Raw genomic sequence first — 16,072 nt, 5'->3', positions numbered from 1 at the left:
GGAATGGGATGAACCGGGAGCAGGCGCACTTCATAGCAATTTGCTCGGACTCGGTCGGGGAAACCGCGGAAGCGGTCGTCCGGGCCACGCTTCGGCAGTTTGAGCTGCAGGATACGGAAATCAAGCGTGTGATGAACGTCCGCACGGAAGACGAGATCAGCGAGGTGATGGAGGAAGTTCACCGGCGCGGCGGATTCGTCGCTTATACGCTTGTCCAGCCGGAGCTCAGGGAGGCCATTCGAGAAGAGGCGGTCCGGCTGAACGTTCGGGCCGTCGATGTTATGGGGCCGATGATGCAGGCTTTTATCGATACGTTCAACGATACGCCGAAGCGGCTGCCCGGTTTGCTGCACCGGCTGGACGAGGATTATTTTCGCAGGGTGGAAGCGGTGGAATTCGCCGTCAACAATGACGATGGCAAAGATGTAGGCGCCATCTTGAAAGCCGATCTTGTTTTGCTCGGGGTATCGAGGGTATCCAAAACACCGCTGTCGATTTTTTTGGCGCATAAAGGACTCAAGGTAATGAATTACCCTGTCGTCCCCGAACTGGCGCCGCCGACGCAGCTCCGGGAAATCGGCAGCACGAAGCTCGTCGGTTTGACGATCGACGCCGAGCAGCTGGTGAACATCCGAGCCGAGCGGCTCAAATCGATGGGACTGCCCGATCAGGCCCACTACGCTTCTTTGGATCGGGTGAAGCAGGAACTGGACTATGCCCGGAACCTGTACGAATCGCTGGGCTGCCCGATGATTGACGTCACGGGAAGAGCGATCGAGGAAACGGCCGTGTTGATCATGAAGCAGATAAAACAGAGATAATTGGAGGGAGAACGATGGAACGTCATATTGCTTTGGAATTAGCTCGAATTACGGAGGCAGCCGCGCTGGAGGCGGCTTGCTGGACCGGGAGAGGCGACAAGCACAGCGCGGACGAGGCCGCAACGGCCGCGATCCGGAGGCTGTTTCATTCCGTGGACATGGACGGTACCGTCGTCATTGGCGAAGGGGAGATGGACGAGGCGCCGATGCTGTATATCGGAGAAAAAGTCGGCAACCGCCGCGGTCCGAGAATCGATATCGCCGTCGACCCGCTGGAAGGCACCGAAACGGTGGCGAACGGGCTCAACAATGCCATCTCCGTAATCGCCGCCGCTCCCGAAGGGAATTTGCTCCATGCGCCGGATATCTACATGGCGAAGCTGGCGGTCGGCCCGGCGCTGGCCGGCCGTCTTTCCCTGAACGATACGATCGGGGTGACGCTCTCCAAAGCCTCGGAAATTTTGCATAAGCCGTTGTCCGATATGACCGTGTCGATCCTGGATCGCGTACGCCACCGGGAGATGATTGCCGCCTTGCGCGAAGCGGGAGTCCGGATCAAGCTCCTCGGACATGGCGATGTCATGGGAGCGATCGAGGCCGCGGTGGAGAGCGAGGTGGATATGTACGTCGGCTCCGGCGGCGCGCCGGAAGGCGTCCTTGCCGCAGCCGCGCTGAAATGCCTCGGCGGAGAAATGCAAGGACGTTTAATGCCTGATACTTCCGAGGATTTTGACCGGTGCAGACGGATGGGTATGGAAGACCCGCATAAGCTGCTTAATATGGAAGATATGGTCGGACGGGGGAATGTGCTGTTCGTCGCGACCGGCGTCACTTCCGGCGACCTGCTGAGCGGCGTCCGATACTTGCCCAACCGCAAAGCCGAGACCCATTCGGTCATCATGCATTCCTCAAACCGGACGGTCAGCTATCTGCGTACGATCCACCATTTGACCGGAACGAGGGATAACATCACCGAGGCGGCCATGTAAATAATGTGTTTTACTTGATTCATGCAAAGGCTATCGCCTATCGGTTTTCGGATGTATAATCATGGAAAGAGCCCTGACAGAAAACGCTCCAGCCTTAGATTGCTCTTATCTTAGGCTGGGGCGTTTTCTCCGTTGTTCCCTTAGGAAGGGAATGAAGGTATTTCATTTACCGTTTCATACTGTCCTCTTTATCGTACGTCGTACGTCACAGATTTATATGTTTAAAGAAGTTTGATGGAAGGAGGATAACAATGAAGAGATACAAGAACTTAAACGGACAACAATTTATAATAGAATCATATGAGGCGTTGTTAAATACTTGGGGGACGGATTACGAGGAAAAGGATATTGAGACCACCTACGGTCAGACACATATCATTACCGCCGGCAATTCGCAAAATCCGCCTTTGCTGCTCTTTCATGGTACCGCCGATAATTCGGCGATGATGTGGGTTTACAACATTAAAGCGTTGTCGGACAAGTTCTATGTCATTGCCGTTGATGCAATAGGCGGTTCGGGAAAAAGCGAGCCTAATTCGGCATATGATAAACATTTTGATCAAGTCAAGTGGATTGATGATATTTTAACCTCTCTGGAAATACATACAGCAAATATATGCGGGGTTTCATATGGTGCATATTTATCTTACTACTATACACTAAAGAGACCAAATCAAGTAAACAAGGCAATATGTCTGGCAGGCAGAATTCCCTCCAGTCAATTTGAAGTGTTATCCAAAATGATGGCGGCTTTTTTGCCTGAAGCCATGTTTCCGTCGGAAAAGAATTGCAGGAAACTTTTAAGAAAGCTGAGCGGCCCAAATTTTTCGAAATTTGAAGATAATGATCTATTGGTAAAGCATTGGTATTATTTATTGAAGTATTTTAATAACAAATCAATGATGCAGCACAAAATCGAAATGAATGGTGATGATGAATTAACGGTCTTGAAAGAAAAGGTGTTATTTTTAATTGGAGAGAACGATAGACTAAGCAATTATCCGAAGGCGATCCAGAGGTTAGAGGATAATAGGCTGAACTATAAAATTATTAAAGAAGCGGGACATGCCATAAACCATGAGCAACCGGATGTGATTCATCATGAGATAGTAAGTTTTCTATCTTAACATTTTTTGAAATCACCCCAAAAACAAGTGTGAAAGAGGAACAAACATGACAGTTATAGGGCTTATCAGACATGGAGTTACAGATTGGAATTATGAATACAGGCTGCAGGGACATGCCGATATACCATTAAACGATGAAGGACGCCGACAAGCCGAACTATTATCTAAGAGAATGAAGAACGAGGACTGGGATCTTATTTATTCAAGCGACTTATCGAGAGCGCTCGAAACGGCCGAAACGATAGGAAGAATCAAGCATATCGAAGTAAAAACCGACCAACGCCTAAGGGAAATGAACTGCGGGCTTATTGAGGGTACAACGGAACAAGATAGAGTCAACAAATGGGGATACGGCTGGTCCAGGCTGGATCTCGGCGTAGAATCAAACGAGGAAATCATGGCGAGAGGAATAGAATGTCTTACGGATATTTCGGAACGGCATCCCAATAAAAAAATATTGATAGTAAGTCACGGTGTATTAATTGGTCTCACCTTAAAGAAACTAGTCCCGTACATCGATACGGAAGAACATCTCCGCAATACATCGGTTACCATTATAAATAAAAATAAAGATCCATTTAGCTGGGATTGTAAGCTATATAACTGTGTAAAGCACTTAAATGTTGAACATGACATGCAGGAATTCATAGTAAAGTGAGGACGATTCGAAGATGTTGCAACTAAAAAATATCATCAATTGCTAAAAAATAAAGGAATTCCCGTTGATGATCTGCACACTTTAGGGGCCGGGGAAGCGAAATATTTTTACTTTAGGGATAATGAAGGAAATTTATTGGAAGCGGCCTGGTCAATCTGGGATCCCCAAGATGCAATTAAGGACGACTTTAGGGATCAGAAGAAATCGGAGTGATAATTGAATGAATTTGGATAGAATTAATGAAATCGCCTTCAAGACGATGGGTAATAGAAAGTCACATTTGTATAGGGAGAAGGGGTTTATTTACTACCATTGTCAGAGGGTGGCCAAATTGGCCATAAACTTAAGAAAAGAATTATTCTCCGAGCAAGGATCTATAGATGACATCATCTATGTCGGGGCTTTGTTTCACGATGTTGCGAAAGGGATAGAGCCCCATAATGAAACAGGAGCACAACTTGTGAAATCATTATTGCGGGATGAATTGCCCCCGGAGAATCTTGAACTAGTGTCCGACATTATTGCGCGTCACAATACTCGGGACCGCAATGAACTTCCATTTTACATTAAAATTGTCCAGGACGCCGATATACTGGATCATTTCGGAACCTTGGAAATATGGTTGAAAATAATGTACAGCGCTCATGCCGAAGAGAACGTCTTTGATGCGATTTCGCTATGGGATAGTGAAGACTATATGAAATATCTTGAAAGTTCAAGAAGCGCATTAAATTATGCAAAATCGCAGGAAATTTTTGATATGAAGATTCAATTTGAGAAACAGTTTCAAGATAGATTTAAGTTGGAATGTAAGGGAGAAATACATTATTGAAAGTAATGGAGGTTGCTATGTCCAAAAATAATTGCTTTTTATGTGAAAAAAATTGCAAGGACGTAAATCATGAAGCCTATTTGCCAGAAGCGAAAATTTTGAGGGATCGGGTTAAAGTCATCATGATCTCCGAAGCAATTCCCAAAAATTTAGAGGACTATTTTTATACACATCAAAATGCCTCATTTTTCAAGACGACTCAGCAGGTTCTAAGGGAAGCCGGTTACCAGATAAATTCTCCCGAGGAGCTTAACGAAATGGGAGTGTACTTAACAACGGCAATTAAATGCAGTAAGAAAGATTATTTAGTATCGGCAAATACTATTAAAAATTGCAGCCTGGTTTTGGAAAGCGAGATCACCCCATTTGATCAGGTTAAATCCATCATGTGCATGGGGGATTTTGCGATCAAATCCGTAAATTACATATATAAGAAAAAGCACGGAGTTAAGGTTATACCTACCGGTTCAACATATAAAATTAGAAATGGCGAGTACATTTATAACGAGATTAGATTTTACCCTTCCTACACCCAGACCGGGGACAGTTTTAATATCGAAAAAAGCAAAAGATCAATGATCGTTGAAGATATTAAGAATGCTTTTGAATATGCAGGAATTCATTTGTGAATTGAAGAATGGAGAGATGAAATGACGTTAAGTAATGATCAATTGCTATACATTCTAAGAGACCATGGAGTTTCTGACGTACTGAATATTAAGAGAACAGAACCCGATGCTCGAAGCCGGGCGACATTAACCAAAATAGATTTATGTACGAAGCACAACGGCGTTCTATCCTTATTGGAAAAATGCACGAAATCCAATGGAATTCCATATGAAAATAGGATTTACAAATACTTCTTTACAAAAGAGGTTTCTATTCCGAAGGTAATGTTCAATGAATATGATGAAGCTAAGGGTGAGGGGATATTGTTGATGGTGGATTTATCTTCCACACACAACAATATTGCAGATTGGAAAGTACCTATCGATTCTGGAAAACTGGCAAATATTATTGAAGTTATTTCACAATTCCATGCAGTCTCCTGGGGATCAGAGGAGTTATTGGTTCCTAAGCATTTGGAGAATGTCGGAGAGTATTTAAAGCATATTGATTACTTGGAGAGGGACTACCTTGAATTTAGGAGGCAACAAACTTATAACCTCGGGGAAGATCATTTCAGAATCTATGAGCAGAGCTTAATTGGTTTGCGTGAAAATGCTCAATATCATCTGGATCGCATATCCAGCTATAGAAACATTACATATATTCACGGCGATCTTAACGTATGCAATTTGTTGTACCCTACAACCGATCATGCAAAACCCGTAATCATCGATCTTGAAGCCGTGAAAGTAGGCTTATGTACCGACGACTTTGTTATGCTTTTTGTGCATGATTTATTTCATGGCGGGGAAGAGACTTTCCGTATTTTTGATCAATATTATCGTTCGCTTTGCGCCAAAATCAAGAACGAATACACCTATATGCAATTTGTAGAGGATGTAAGAATATCGATTATGGAAGGCATCTTTTTCCCGATTAAGCTATTGGTACACTATGGAATTAAGGATGAGGAATTGATATGGAAGTCGATAAATGCTTATAATGCTTTAGTTAAAAATAATATTGCGAGCATTCACAGTAAATTGGGGGGCTTTGATTGAAAAGATTAGTCATTATGACCGTAGGTAAAACGCACAGCGGCAAAACGGCAATTGGAGCAGGAACTGACAAATTCAATCCGAATTGATCAGGATAACCACGCTGAGTTCATCAATACGCATTATAAATCACTACGCCCCTTAGAAGGGCCGAATACACTTAAATATGCGATTACGGAAACAATCGCGGATTATGCTGTTCGAATGACGGAATGTAAATAGCATAGCTTAAACTTGGAGGGGAAAATGCGAAATTATGACATCCGATTTTCCATTATAGGTCTTGTGATATACGTATTGCAGCTGCTTCCCAACATACTGTGGAAATTTGCGCCTCCCGGCAATAATGTGCTCATGAATAATACCTCTCCTTACAAGTTCATGAATATTTTAGAAGGCAAACCGGAATATGAAGACCTTATCTATGATGGACTTTTAATGGACGAGTACATAAAAAAGGCCGAAAAAACACATCCTACAGCGTAAATATTGCCGTTAAAGGAGATGTGGATCATGGATGAACAGCCGAAGAAAACAACCGACACTGAAACAACAAAGCCCGATAAGAAATTGAACAGAAACAACCCGCTCGAAGCCGGGAAGAATGATTCCGAGTTTGCGGAGGAGTTTAATGGCAGCGATATTGATTCCGCGTTCAAAAATCCGGTTACCGGCGAGGAGCGCATGTATTAAATTGGCCGAGTTGGAACGTGCAAGTTTATACGATGATTTTAGCCCTTGGGATCAAGGGCTTTTTGAATGGATGGATATCGGGTGGTTGCGTTATACTCGAGTTATAGATTTGCTCACGAAGGTGAACGCAAGCGAATGAACGCAGAAATTATTAAATTAGCCGAGCAATTTGCCAAGCAACAATTGGAATCCGATACAAGCGGCCATGACTGGTGGCATATTCATCGGGTGCGCCGGCTTGCTTTAGAGTTAGCCAGGCATGAAGATGCCGATCCGTTCATTTGTGAATTGGCGGCTCTTTTACATGATGTGGCCGACGAAAAATTAAACGAATCCAAGGAAGCGGGATTATGGAAGGTTCGCCATTGGTTGGAGGGACAGGGGGTTGAGCTTAAAACCATAGAAGAAGTAATGACAATCATCGCTACAATGTCCTTCAACGGCGGAAAAAATCCTCCAATGGAGACCATTGAAGGAAAAGTGGTTCAGGATGCCGACCGTTTGGATGCATTAGGGGCCATCGGAATTGCCAGAACATTTCTTTACTCAGGATTCAAGGGGCATTTGCTGCATTATCCGGAAGCGGATTTTGAAACTTTTGAAAAGCTTGATTATAGATCAGACAAGAAAACGGCAATCTATCATTTTTACGAGAAATTATTAAAACTTAAAGATTTGCTCAATACGCAACACGCCAAGAAAATAGCGGCAAAGAGACATCAATTTATGCTGGATTTTTTGACTCAATTTTGTGAAGAATGGGAAATGAAAGATTACAAAGATATTTAAGCACCCATCTTATTAGTTACTTTCTGCCATTGCTTTAAATGCCGGGTAGTTGTGGATGGCCACGCCGCTGAACCCGCTATGGTTCGAATAGTAACTCGTTACCGCGTCTAATTGCTGATTCATATAATCCAAGCCTTTGTTATAGTAGGTAATTTCACTCGGGATGGTGTCGCCGTTGGGAGCATTGGTCTCCGCGCCGATGTAAATCTTCTTACCTATATTGGCCGCATAATCGATTTCCGCTTGTGTTGCGCGAATTTGTCTCTCGGCCGTATCACGATATGCCATGATCGTAACGGTGTCCACAATGTCCAATACAAAATAGCTCAGTGGTTTTTTCTCTCCGCCGGTTTCAACAATGACCGGGTTTTCTCCCGTTGCAAGCCAGAACGGAATTGCCGCATTAAACTCCAGATTATCGCCACTCAAGGCGATTTCATTCGCTATTTTCTTCAATACCTGTATATATTGATAACAAACGGAGCCTCTTTTGGTTTTGTATTCAGGGAGTGTGTGCGGTTCAATATCATATTGGATTCCGTCAAATTTGCTGGACGGGTGAGACGTATTAAAAGAAAGCACCTGGCGAACTTCCTCCAATGCTTCGCGATGATGGCCCTCCAGTGCCCAGTTGGCTCTGCCGACCAGCGCAAATACGCGTATCCCGTGTTCATGCGCTCTTCGGATCAGTTCTTCATAAGTTGCGGGTTGATCCGGCAGGGTTTTCCTTGTCCCGATAAACAACAGATTGATATCCTGTTCATTTAAAAACTGCAGTAATTCCGTAATCTTGTCCGAATTGGCTGCCGCTTCATAGAAATCCCAAACCCATAACGCTTTTGTATGCCCATTGGCCGCCGCATGAGCGGGGGCAGGGACCGCGTTCATTAACGTTAAACAAATCGCCAGAAATAAGATGCTTACTTTGCTTTTCACTGGGTTCTCTACTCCAATCCTCAGGATTAAACTATCAAGAACCACATTATCATAAAGATAATGCCTGCCGAATGATCTGTTCGGACTAAAGCGAAGGTTCATTTTTTTGGTTCATAAGATGTAGCTGCTTCTATCCAAATTATGAATTAGTGAGTGCTATCAGTGTTCCATGATATGGGAATTGTTGGAGCTCTTTTTGTATGTATTCATCCCAATAAAACGGATTCATTTCCTGCTATGGAAGAAATAAACTCGACCGAGTCATTATCGTGAAATTTTGATTGACAGATGTACTGTCCTAGCTCATAATCTTACCATACTAAAAAGATAGGGTTTATCGGATAGGAGGGGCAATTATGTTAAAGCACAAAGCATCTTTTAAGAAATCGCTTGGATTGGGTTTGTCTGCAATTCTATTAATGGTATTGGTTGCCGGATGCTCGGGAGGTAATGCTGGTAATCAAAATAAAGAAGCCCAGCAAAACACCAACCAAAGCGCGAATCAAAATGCTGACACGAACGAGCCGGCGGTCGGAGGAACTTTCGTATATGGCCGGCCCGCTTCGGTGAACTCGTTTGATCTGCACAATCAGATTACGGCCAACAATGCTTTTGCGATTGATAAGGTATTTGAATCCCTGATTACATTTGATAGCAACGGGGAAATCATCGATTGGCTTGCCGAATCTCACAGCATCAGCGATGACGGGTTGACTTATACGTTTGTGCTGCGCGACGGCCTGAAATTCTCCAATGGCACCGATGTTACGGCGGAGGATGCCGTATTCTCGATTCAGCGGCATTTGGAGGTCGGCGGCCCGCTGGCGATCGCGGCTAAGGTAAAGGAAGTCAAAGCGCAGGATGACCGCACGCTGGTGATTACGCTCGAAGAGCCGTACACCCCTTTCATTTCCGAACTCTCCAACTTCTCTAACGGGATTATTCCGAACAATTTCGGCGGAGCTTCCGAAGAAGAGTTCTTCAAGAATCCGGTCGGTACCGGACCGTTCGTTGTGGAAAGCTGGGATCCGGCGGGCGACGTGACCTTTGTCAAGAACGAAAACTACTGGCAGGAAGGTAAGCCGTACATTGATAAACTTGTCTATAAGCTGATTCAAGACGACAGTCAGGCCATCAACCAGCTTAAGGCCGGAGAAGTCGATGCAATCGAGTCCCTGGCTCTGCAAAATGCCAATGAAATCAAGCAGGGGCCGGACACCGCCGTATTGACGAACGGGAGCTGGGTAACGGAGCAGCTGTTCTTTAATACGCTGGACGAGCATTTCTCCGATGTACATGTTCGCCGCGCTCTGGCTTTGGCCATCGACCGGGAAGGTTTGACCAACGCGCTTACCTTCGGTTATGCCCAAACCGCGAATTCGCTTTTGCCGACGGCGATTCCTTATAACGCCAACGATACGATCAAGCCGCTGAATTTCGATGTGGCCGCCGCCAAGGAGGAGCTTGCCAAATCGGCCTTCCCTAACGGGTTCACCACCAAGTTGCTTGTGGCGTCCGGCAACAGCACAAGAGCGCAGGAAGCGCAAATCATTCAGGCCGCAGGCAAGGAAATCGGGATCAACATTGAAATCGAATCGATTGAATTGGCTACGTTCCGCGAGCGGTTCTTCGCTTATGATTATTCCATCATGCTGAACAGCGGTCAGGCCGATTCACCTGATGCGAACTCGATCATTGCGTTCCAAACCGACCCGGAAGGCTTCAGCAAATCGTACTGGACGCATTATACGAATGACGAAGTAACCAAACTTCTGCATGAAGGGCAAAAAACGCTGGACGGAGAGGACCGTGCCGCTGTTTACTCCAGCCTGCTGCAAATCCTGGCGGATGAAGCGCCATACATTCCGCTGTATTATCCGGATATTCTGAAAGGTGTTCGTTCTTCCGTGGAAGGCCTCGTTGTGTTGCCTAACGGCAGCCTTCGCTTCGAAGAAGTTCGTATCCATAAATGATGAAATTGCTAAATAAGTCGATAGCAAACAAAACATCGTACAACTGGCTTATAACGGCTATCGTTAGGGCGATAGTCGTCATCCTCTGTGTAATGACAGCCGTCTTTTTCCTCATCCGAATCGTACCGGGAGACCCGGCAAAAATGATTCTGGGCGAGTACAGCACGCCTGAGGCGATCGAGAGTATACATCATACTCTCGGTCTGGACCTCACGCTAGGGGAGCAGTTCGTCCGATTCGTAAAGACCGTGTTTACGCAAGGAGACACCGGGAATTCCATCATTTCCGGGACCTCGACTAGAGCGCTGATTGCCGAACGGGCCCCAGTTACTCTGCTTCTTATTGGGATGGCCTGTGTCATAGCGATTGTGATCGCTCTGTTGCTTGCTACGCTGGCGGCCACGCAGAAGGACAAGCTGCTGGATCACTTGATACGTGTTTTTCCGACTGTAACCTTAGGTATGCCAATCTTCTGGGTTGGCTTACTTTTAATTTTGGCGTTCAGCGTTCGTCTGGGCTGGTTCCCTGTCGGAGGAGTGCGCGAGGGCTGGATCGGCACACTGCATAGCCTGATGCTGCCGGCGATTACCGTCGCCTTTTCGCAGATTCCCACCCTTGTGCGCTCGTTAAGAGTGCAGATGCTTGAAGTGCTGGAATCCGACTTCGTGGTCACCTTGAAGGCTGCGGGAATCCCAAGCCGTATGATTATGTTCAAGCATGTGGTACGTAACGCGGCCCTTCCGACGCTCATGCTGCTCGGTGTAAATATTTCGTATCTGATCGGCGGCACCCTGGTCGTTGAGCAGGTGTTCGGCATCAAGGGGATCGGCAGCCTGCTGTTTACTTCCATCTCCAACCGGGACTTTCCGGTCATTCAAGGAATAGCGCTTTATTGCGCGATAGGCGTAGTGATCATCAGCCTCCTGGTTGAGATTATATCCTGGTGGCTTGATCCCAGAACGAAAGGAAAACCATGAAACCGATAACCATAAACACTCAATTGCATGAGGACAGCAAAAAGAGAGGCCTTAGCCGAATATGGCGGATTCCTACACTTTTGGCGGGCGGTATTATGCTTGCCGTGCTTGTTCTGCTGGCTGTATTTATTCCGTTTATCAGTCCGTATGATCCTTCTGGGCAAAATTTGAGCGCTTTTTTGCAGCCTCCCTCCGCTGAGCATTGGCTGGGGACGGATCAACTGGGACGCGATTTATTCACCAGACTGATTTACGCGGCGCGGACGGATTTGACCATTATGGTTCTGGCCGAAATCATTCCGTTTTGCACCGGTATATTCCTGGGCATGCTGGCGGGGTACTACGGCAAATGGGTCGATACGGTCATTTCGCTGGTCACCGATACGTTTATCGCTTTTCCGTTCTATTTGATCGTAATCATCGTGGCTTTTGCCAGCGGAGCGGGACAGCGCGGCATTTATATTACCTTCATACTGGTGGGCTGGATTGTTTTTGCCCGCGTAACCCGAGGTTTGACCGCCTCGTTTCGCCGGCAGGAATGGGTAGCGTCCGCCCAAACCTTGGGCCTGCCCGGGATCAGAATCATGCTGCGCCATATTCTGCCCAATGTGCTGCCGCAAGCGATCGTCGTCCTGATGACGGATATGGTCGGACTGCTCGTAGCCATCGTCACGCTGGGGTATCTCGGCATCGGCATTGCGCCGCCGACCCCGGACTGGGGAACGATGATTTCCGACGGGCAGCCTTTTATCACCACCGCATGGTGGCTCTCGGCGGTTCCGGGACTCGCGGTAGTGTATACGGGCATTGCGTTGTCTCTTGTGGGCGACGGACTGGCGGACCTATGGAGGAAAAAATGATGACAACAAGTACAAGTCCGATTCTCGAAATAGAATCGCTGTCCCTGGCGGCCAAACCGAACAAAATATTGGTCGACAATGTCGGCTTTTCGTTAGGCAAAGGAGAAACCTTTGGGTTGGTAGGAGAATCCGGCTCCGGAAAATCGCTTACGCTGCGGGCGATTCTGGGACTCTTGCCGCGCGGCATTGAGAAGGTCGGAGGAGTCATTAAGAAAGAGGCGACCGGCGCCATGGTCTTTCAGGACCCGCGAGGGGCGCTTGACCCGCTCTGTCCTGTTGTAAAGCAGCTTACGGAGGTCGTCTACTACCGGCAGCAATTGAGCCGCAAGGCTTCCCGGAAAGCTGCGCTGGAACTGCTCGAAATGCTCGGACTGCCGGCTTCCTTGAAGGATGCCGACCGATACCCGAGCCAGTTGTCGGGCGGACAATGTCAACGCGTCGTCATCGCCATGGCCCTGGCTTGCAAGCCGGGGATTCTCCTTTGTGACGAGCCGACCACGGCGCTCGACGTCACCGTGCAGCGGCAAATTATCGAGACGATTTCGGCCTTGCAGCGGGAGCTTGGCTTTGCGATGGTGTTTGTGACGCATAATCTCGCCATTGCGGCGGCGATGTGCTCCAAGCTTTGCGTGATGAAAGAGGGGAAGATCGTCGAGCAGGGAGATACTTATACCCTTCTGCAAAACCCGCAACATCCATATACTCAAATGCTGATGAACTCGGTGCTGCCCGTGCCTGAGCTTGAAGGGAGCGACTGAAGATGGAATTAGCCCTGCAAGTTAATAATATTACGGTGCAATACGGCGCATTCACCGCACTGGATGGAGTCGATCTGAATTTGCCGAAACATACGACGCTGGGGCTTGTCGGAGAGTCCGGCTCGGGAAAATCCACACTGGCGCGAGTCATTGCCGGTTTGGTTGTACCCCATGAGGGGGAGGTTATACTGGATTCGGAACCCTTGAAGAGGAAGCGAAGCCGACAGCAGTATAAAAAGATCCAGATGATCTTCCAAAACCCGGATGCGATGCTGAATCCCAAGCTGTCGATCAGACAGATTCTTTCCGAGGCGCTGCTGTTCCATCGCATTGTGAACCGCACCCAGGTCGCGGAACGGTGCAAAGAGCTGCTGGCCCGCGTGCACTTGGACGAAAGCGCTTTGGACAAATTCCCTCATGAATTCTCCGGCGGTCAGCGCCAGCGGATCGCGATTGCGCGCGCATTAAGCGTGGAGCCGAGCGTATTGATCGCGGATGAGCCGACGAGCGCTTTGGATGTTTCCGTGCAGCGGAGCGTGCTGGAATTGTTCAACTCACTGAAGGCGGAGCTTCATCTTACGATGCTGTTCATTTCCCATGACCTAGGGGTTATTCATGATATTAGCGATACCGTAGCCGTGATGAAGCAGGGGAAACTTGTGGAGATCAATGCCAAGGATCAATTTTTTGCCCGGCCCGAAACGGCATATAGCCGCGAGCTGTTATCCGCTGTTCCGCGAATGCCGAAACTAAATACAGCAGGAGGTTTGCTTGAGCATGAACCGAGAACATAAAGGATATGTACCGCTTACGGGGTCCGATTTCGATACACTGACCCGTCAGCTTTCCAAGCTGCTTGCCACCCAGCATCCACCGGTGATCATCCCCGGGGAAGCGATCCTGGGCATTGAGGCGATGGCGGCCGGGATATCCGCACCAGGCCGAACGATTTTGAACGTTGTAACAGGCCCTTACGGAAGCTTGTTTGGCAAGTGGCTGGAGCGCGGCGGCGCCACGGTCGTCCAAGTGGAGGTCCCTTTCGATCAGGTCGTTTCCGCGAATGAAATCCAAGCGGCGGTTGAAAAGCATAAGCCATGTGCGCTTTCTTTTGTTCAAGCTGAAGTGGTGACGGGCGGATCCAACCCGGCCGAAGAAATATTAAAGATTGCGCGCGACTTCAATCTCATTACGGTGATGGATTCCGTTTCGGCGGTAGGGGGAGAGGCGCTGTTGGTGGATGATTGGGGAGCCGATTTTGTGGCCGTGGGTGCGCAAAAAGCTTTGGCCGGCCCTAACGGCGTCAGCGCCGTAAGCATCTCGCCGCGCGGCTGGGAATTCCTTGAGTCGAACCCGAATGCGCCTCGCAACTCGATTTTGTCCTTGCTGGATTTGAAGCCGGACGAGTCGGGAAGCGCTCCGGTCCGGGTGCCGCCCAATATTCCCGCCTTGGAGGCGAGAGCTTTGATCGCCGCTCTGTCGCGGGTGGAAGAGGAAGGATTGCCGCAAGTGATCCGCCGGCATGAATTGGCCGCGTCCGCTGCGATTGCGGGCATTAAAGCGCTGGGGCTTGAGCCTTGGCAGAAGGATGGCCGATTCTATTCCACACTGACAACGACAGTCCGGATTTCCGGAACGCCGGGCCTGCGGATTGATCAGCCGATAGGCATCGTCGCACCCGGAGACGGGGAGTTGTTCGGACAATTGCTCAGAATCAATCATTTTGGCGTCAATGCAAGCCGGGAAAGTGTTGAAGAAGCCATCCGCACTCTCGCCAAATTGTTGCATCAAGAACCGGAACAGGCCATAAAGGCGGTTTCGCAGGTTTGGGGGTATGGCCGATGATCAATAAAGCATCTGATGCGCGGACCCTTCATCAAATTCACATCGTGGGTATTGCGGGAAAACGTTTCGACATTTCGATTCGTGATGGCCGCTTCGCCTCGATCGTCGAAGCTGACCCGCTCCGTGCCGAAACGGATCAACCGGGCCGGGATTTATGGATCGGTCCGGGGTTCATTGATTTGCATACCCATTTGGCTTGGACGGATTTTGATCATGCCGATCAATTGAGACGCGACCCTCATGAGATCGAAGTGATGCAGGCGCAGGCTTTTGAAGCGACCCTTCGAACCGGCGTGACGACGGCGAGGGATGCGGGCGGAATTCGGCCCGCTACGGTCCGGCATATCGTACAGCACTACGGGCACCCCTTAAAGGTGCAGACCTGCAGCGATATGCTGGGAGCCGCGGATGCGCGAGGCCTCGAGCATCTCGAAGAGCGGCTGACGGAGATTTTCGGCACGGGCGCGGGCTGGGTCAAAATCATGGCCACAGGCGGCCTTGGAGCACCTACCGAAAAGGTGCTTGAGCCGAATTTTTCCGAAGAAGAGTTCCGATTCATCGTCAGCTTCGCACATGAGAATCACAAAAAGGTGCTGGTTCATACGTGGGGCGGAGTGACCATCGACTGGTCCATCGATACCGGAGTGGAATCGATCGAGCACGGCATGTTTATGACGGAGGATCAGGCCGGCAGACTTGCCGAAGCCGGCGTCGCCTTTGTGCCCACGACATCGATTTATCGCATTGCGGCCGATCCCAAAGGCGTGTTGGCTCTGAATCAGTTGATTTGCGAACGTGCTTCCCGCGCCGCCGAAGCTCATCCTAAAGCCATCGAATATGCCCGGAGGGCGGGCGTCCGCATCGGATTCGGAACGGATTACGCCACGCCCGGACTGCACGGACACAACCTTCAAGAGCTGGACACCTTGGCGGAATACGGTCTGTCATGGGCCGACGCGCTGCGCGCGGCCACGTCGACCGCCGCCGAAATTCTCGGCAGCGGAGGCGAGTTGGGGCAGATTGCGGAAGGTTACCTTGCGGATGCGGTTATTTTTGATGCCGACCCTTATCAAGCTCGTAATGCGGCGCAACTGCAACAAAGCATCGTTTCCGTCATCGCCGGAGCGAAATAAATTCGATATGCCCGGGA

Annotated in this window: 17 protein-coding genes and 1 pseudogene; 17 read left to right on the top strand and 1 reads right to left on the bottom strand. The window is 48.6% G+C overall.

Features of this window, described 5'->3' with window-relative positions; translation table 11 throughout:
* The first annotated feature begins 8 nt into the window (after positions 1-8).
* The 10 genes and pseudogenes from V3851_RS08365 (at position 9) to V3851_RS08320 (ending at position 7,576) form a co-directional block, all read left to right on the top strand.
* Positions 9-821, top strand: coding sequence for a pyruvate, water dikinase regulatory protein (locus tag V3851_RS08365; protein WP_331846069.1), 813 nt, complete (start codon positions 9-11; stop codon positions 819-821).
* Between the two features lie 14 nt (positions 822-835).
* On the top strand, positions 836-1,810 hold the full coding sequence (gene glpX / locus V3851_RS08360; protein ID WP_331846068.1) for a class II fructose-bisphosphatase: 975 nt from the start codon (positions 836-838) through the stop codon (positions 1,808-1,810).
* Positions 1,811-2,061: 251 nt separating this feature from the next.
* The gene (locus V3851_RS08355) at positions 2,062-2,937 is read left to right on the top strand and encodes an alpha/beta fold hydrolase (protein WP_331846067.1); all 876 of its coding nucleotides are present in this window, start codon (positions 2,062-2,064) and stop codon (positions 2,935-2,937) included.
* A gap of 46 nt (positions 2,938-2,983) precedes the next feature.
* Positions 2,984-3,595: a histidine phosphatase family protein gene (locus V3851_RS08350; RefSeq protein WP_331846066.1), complete on the top strand. Its 612-nt coding sequence runs from the start codon at positions 2,984-2,986 to the stop codon at positions 3,593-3,595.
* 220 nt (positions 3,596-3,815) lie between these two features.
* Entirely contained in the window at positions 3,816-4,427 is a 612-nt protein-coding gene (locus V3851_RS08345; protein ID WP_331846065.1) for an HD domain-containing protein, read from the top strand.
* The gene (locus V3851_RS08340) at positions 4,424-5,056 is read left to right on the top strand and encodes a uracil-DNA glycosylase family protein (protein WP_331846064.1); all 633 of its coding nucleotides are present in this window, start codon (positions 4,424-4,426) and stop codon (positions 5,054-5,056) included. The genes V3851_RS08345 and V3851_RS08340 overlap by 4 nt, the downstream gene beginning before the upstream one ends.
* Before the next feature lie 21 nt (positions 5,057-5,077).
* Positions 5,078-6,097, top strand: coding sequence for a hypothetical protein (locus tag V3851_RS08335; RefSeq protein WP_331846063.1), 1,020 nt, complete (start codon positions 5,078-5,080; stop codon positions 6,095-6,097).
* Positions 6,094-6,295, top strand: a pseudogene (locus tag V3851_RS08330) (ATP-binding protein); the annotation flags it as partial. The gene V3851_RS08335 and the pseudogene V3851_RS08330, both read left to right, overlap by 4 nt.
* Positions 6,296-6,607: 312 nt before the next feature.
* Entirely contained in the window at positions 6,608-6,787 is a 180-nt protein-coding gene (locus V3851_RS08325; protein ID WP_331846062.1) for a hypothetical protein, read from the top strand.
* 135 nt (positions 6,788-6,922) lie between these two features.
* Positions 6,923-7,576, top strand: a complete 654-nt coding sequence (locus V3851_RS08320) for an HD domain-containing protein (protein ID WP_331846061.1) — start codon at positions 6,923-6,925, stop codon at positions 7,574-7,576.
* Positions 7,577-7,588: 12 nt separating this feature from the next.
* On the opposite strand, the gene V3851_RS08315 is transcribed toward V3851_RS08320, so the two are convergent.
* Complete coding sequence (locus V3851_RS08315; protein WP_331846060.1) at positions 7,589-8,614, bottom strand: TraB/GumN family protein; 1,026 nt, start codon at positions 8,612-8,614, stop codon at positions 7,589-7,591.
* Between the two features lie 254 nt (positions 8,615-8,868).
* Here V3851_RS08315 and V3851_RS08310 point away from each other — a divergent pair, with 254 nt between their 5' ends.
* From V3851_RS08310 to V3851_RS08280, 7 genes are read left to right on the top strand one after another with little or no spacing between them, the layout of a single operon-like run.
* Positions 8,869-10,485: an ABC transporter substrate-binding protein gene (locus V3851_RS08310; RefSeq protein ID WP_331846059.1), complete on the top strand. Its 1,617-nt coding sequence runs from the start codon at positions 8,869-8,871 to the stop codon at positions 10,483-10,485.
* On the top strand, positions 10,482-11,462 hold the full coding sequence (locus tag V3851_RS08305) for an ABC transporter permease (protein ID WP_331846058.1): 981 nt from the start codon (positions 10,482-10,484) through the stop codon (positions 11,460-11,462). Before V3851_RS08310 ends, V3851_RS08305 begins: the two co-directional genes overlap by 4 nt.
* Entirely contained in the window at positions 11,459-12,322 is an 864-nt protein-coding gene (locus V3851_RS08300; protein ID WP_331846057.1) for an ABC transporter permease, read from the top strand. Before V3851_RS08305 ends, V3851_RS08300 begins: the two co-directional genes overlap by 4 nt.
* The gene (locus V3851_RS08295) at positions 12,322-13,080 is read left to right on the top strand and encodes an ABC transporter ATP-binding protein (protein WP_331846056.1); all 759 of its coding nucleotides are present in this window, start codon (positions 12,322-12,324) and stop codon (positions 13,078-13,080) included. Before V3851_RS08300 ends, V3851_RS08295 begins: the two co-directional genes overlap by 1 nt.
* Before the next feature lie 2 nt (positions 13,081-13,082).
* Positions 13,083-13,874 carry an ABC transporter ATP-binding protein gene (locus V3851_RS08290; RefSeq protein WP_331846055.1) on the top strand — a complete coding sequence of 264 codons (792 nt, stop codon included), beginning with the start codon at positions 13,083-13,085 and terminating at the stop codon, positions 13,872-13,874.
* Entirely contained in the window at positions 13,858-14,922 is a 1,065-nt protein-coding gene (locus V3851_RS08285) for a pyridoxal-phosphate-dependent aminotransferase family protein (protein WP_331846054.1), read from the top strand. Before V3851_RS08290 ends, V3851_RS08285 begins: the two co-directional genes overlap by 17 nt.
* Positions 14,919-16,055 carry an amidohydrolase family protein gene (locus V3851_RS08280; RefSeq protein WP_331846053.1) on the top strand — a complete coding sequence of 379 codons (1,137 nt, stop codon included), beginning with the start codon at positions 14,919-14,921 and terminating at the stop codon, positions 16,053-16,055. Before V3851_RS08285 ends, V3851_RS08280 begins: the two co-directional genes overlap by 4 nt.
* Positions 16,056-16,072: the final 17 nt, after the last annotated feature.

Source organism: Paenibacillus haidiansis (genome assembly GCF_036553665.1).
Classification (GTDB): domain Bacteria; phylum Bacillota; class Bacilli; order Paenibacillales; family Paenibacillaceae; genus Fontibacillus; species Fontibacillus haidiansis.
This window is presented reverse-complemented; position numbering and strand designations above follow the sequence as displayed.

What these genes read in the sequence shown, in the direction of transcription:
- V3851_RS08365 (WP_331846069.1), top strand. Translation starts at nt 9, where the DNA reads ATGAACCGGGAGCAGGCGCACTTCATAGCAATTTGCTCGGACTCGGTC.
- glpX (WP_331846068.1), top strand. Translation starts at nt 836, where the DNA reads ATGGAACGTCATATTGCTTTGGAATTAGCTCGAATTACGGAGGCAGCC.
- V3851_RS08355 (WP_331846067.1), top strand. Translation starts at nt 2,062, where the DNA reads ATGAAGAGATACAAGAACTTAAACGGACAACAATTTATAATAGAATCA.
- V3851_RS08350 (WP_331846066.1), top strand. Translation starts at nt 2,984, where the DNA reads ATGACAGTTATAGGGCTTATCAGACATGGAGTTACAGATTGGAATTAT.
- V3851_RS08345 (WP_331846065.1), top strand. Translation starts at nt 3,816, where the DNA reads ATGAATTTGGATAGAATTAATGAAATCGCCTTCAAGACGATGGGTAAT.
- V3851_RS08335 (WP_331846063.1), top strand. Translation starts at nt 5,078, where the DNA reads ATGACGTTAAGTAATGATCAATTGCTATACATTCTAAGAGACCATGGA.
- V3851_RS08325 (WP_331846062.1), top strand. Translation starts at nt 6,608, where the DNA reads ATGGATGAACAGCCGAAGAAAACAACCGACACTGAAACAACAAAGCCC.
- V3851_RS08320 (WP_331846061.1), top strand. Translation starts at nt 6,923, where the DNA reads ATGAACGCAGAAATTATTAAATTAGCCGAGCAATTTGCCAAGCAACAA.
- V3851_RS08315 (WP_331846060.1), bottom strand. Translation starts at nt 8,614, where the DNA reads ATGAACCTTCGCTTTAGTCCGAACAGATCATTCGGCAGGCATTATCTT.
- V3851_RS08310 (WP_331846059.1), top strand. Translation starts at nt 8,869, where the DNA reads ATGTTAAAGCACAAAGCATCTTTTAAGAAATCGCTTGGATTGGGTTTG.
- V3851_RS08305 (WP_331846058.1), top strand. Translation starts at nt 10,482, where the DNA reads ATGATGAAATTGCTAAATAAGTCGATAGCAAACAAAACATCGTACAAC.
- V3851_RS08300 (WP_331846057.1), top strand. Translation starts at nt 11,459, where the DNA reads ATGAAACCGATAACCATAAACACTCAATTGCATGAGGACAGCAAAAAG.
- V3851_RS08295 (WP_331846056.1), top strand. Translation starts at nt 12,322, where the DNA reads ATGACAACAAGTACAAGTCCGATTCTCGAAATAGAATCGCTGTCCCTG.
- V3851_RS08290 (WP_331846055.1), top strand. Translation starts at nt 13,083, where the DNA reads ATGGAATTAGCCCTGCAAGTTAATAATATTACGGTGCAATACGGCGCA.
- V3851_RS08285 (WP_331846054.1), top strand. Translation starts at nt 13,858, where the DNA reads ATGAACCGAGAACATAAAGGATATGTACCGCTTACGGGGTCCGATTTC.
- V3851_RS08280 (WP_331846053.1), top strand. Translation starts at nt 14,919, where the DNA reads ATGATCAATAAAGCATCTGATGCGCGGACCCTTCATCAAATTCACATC.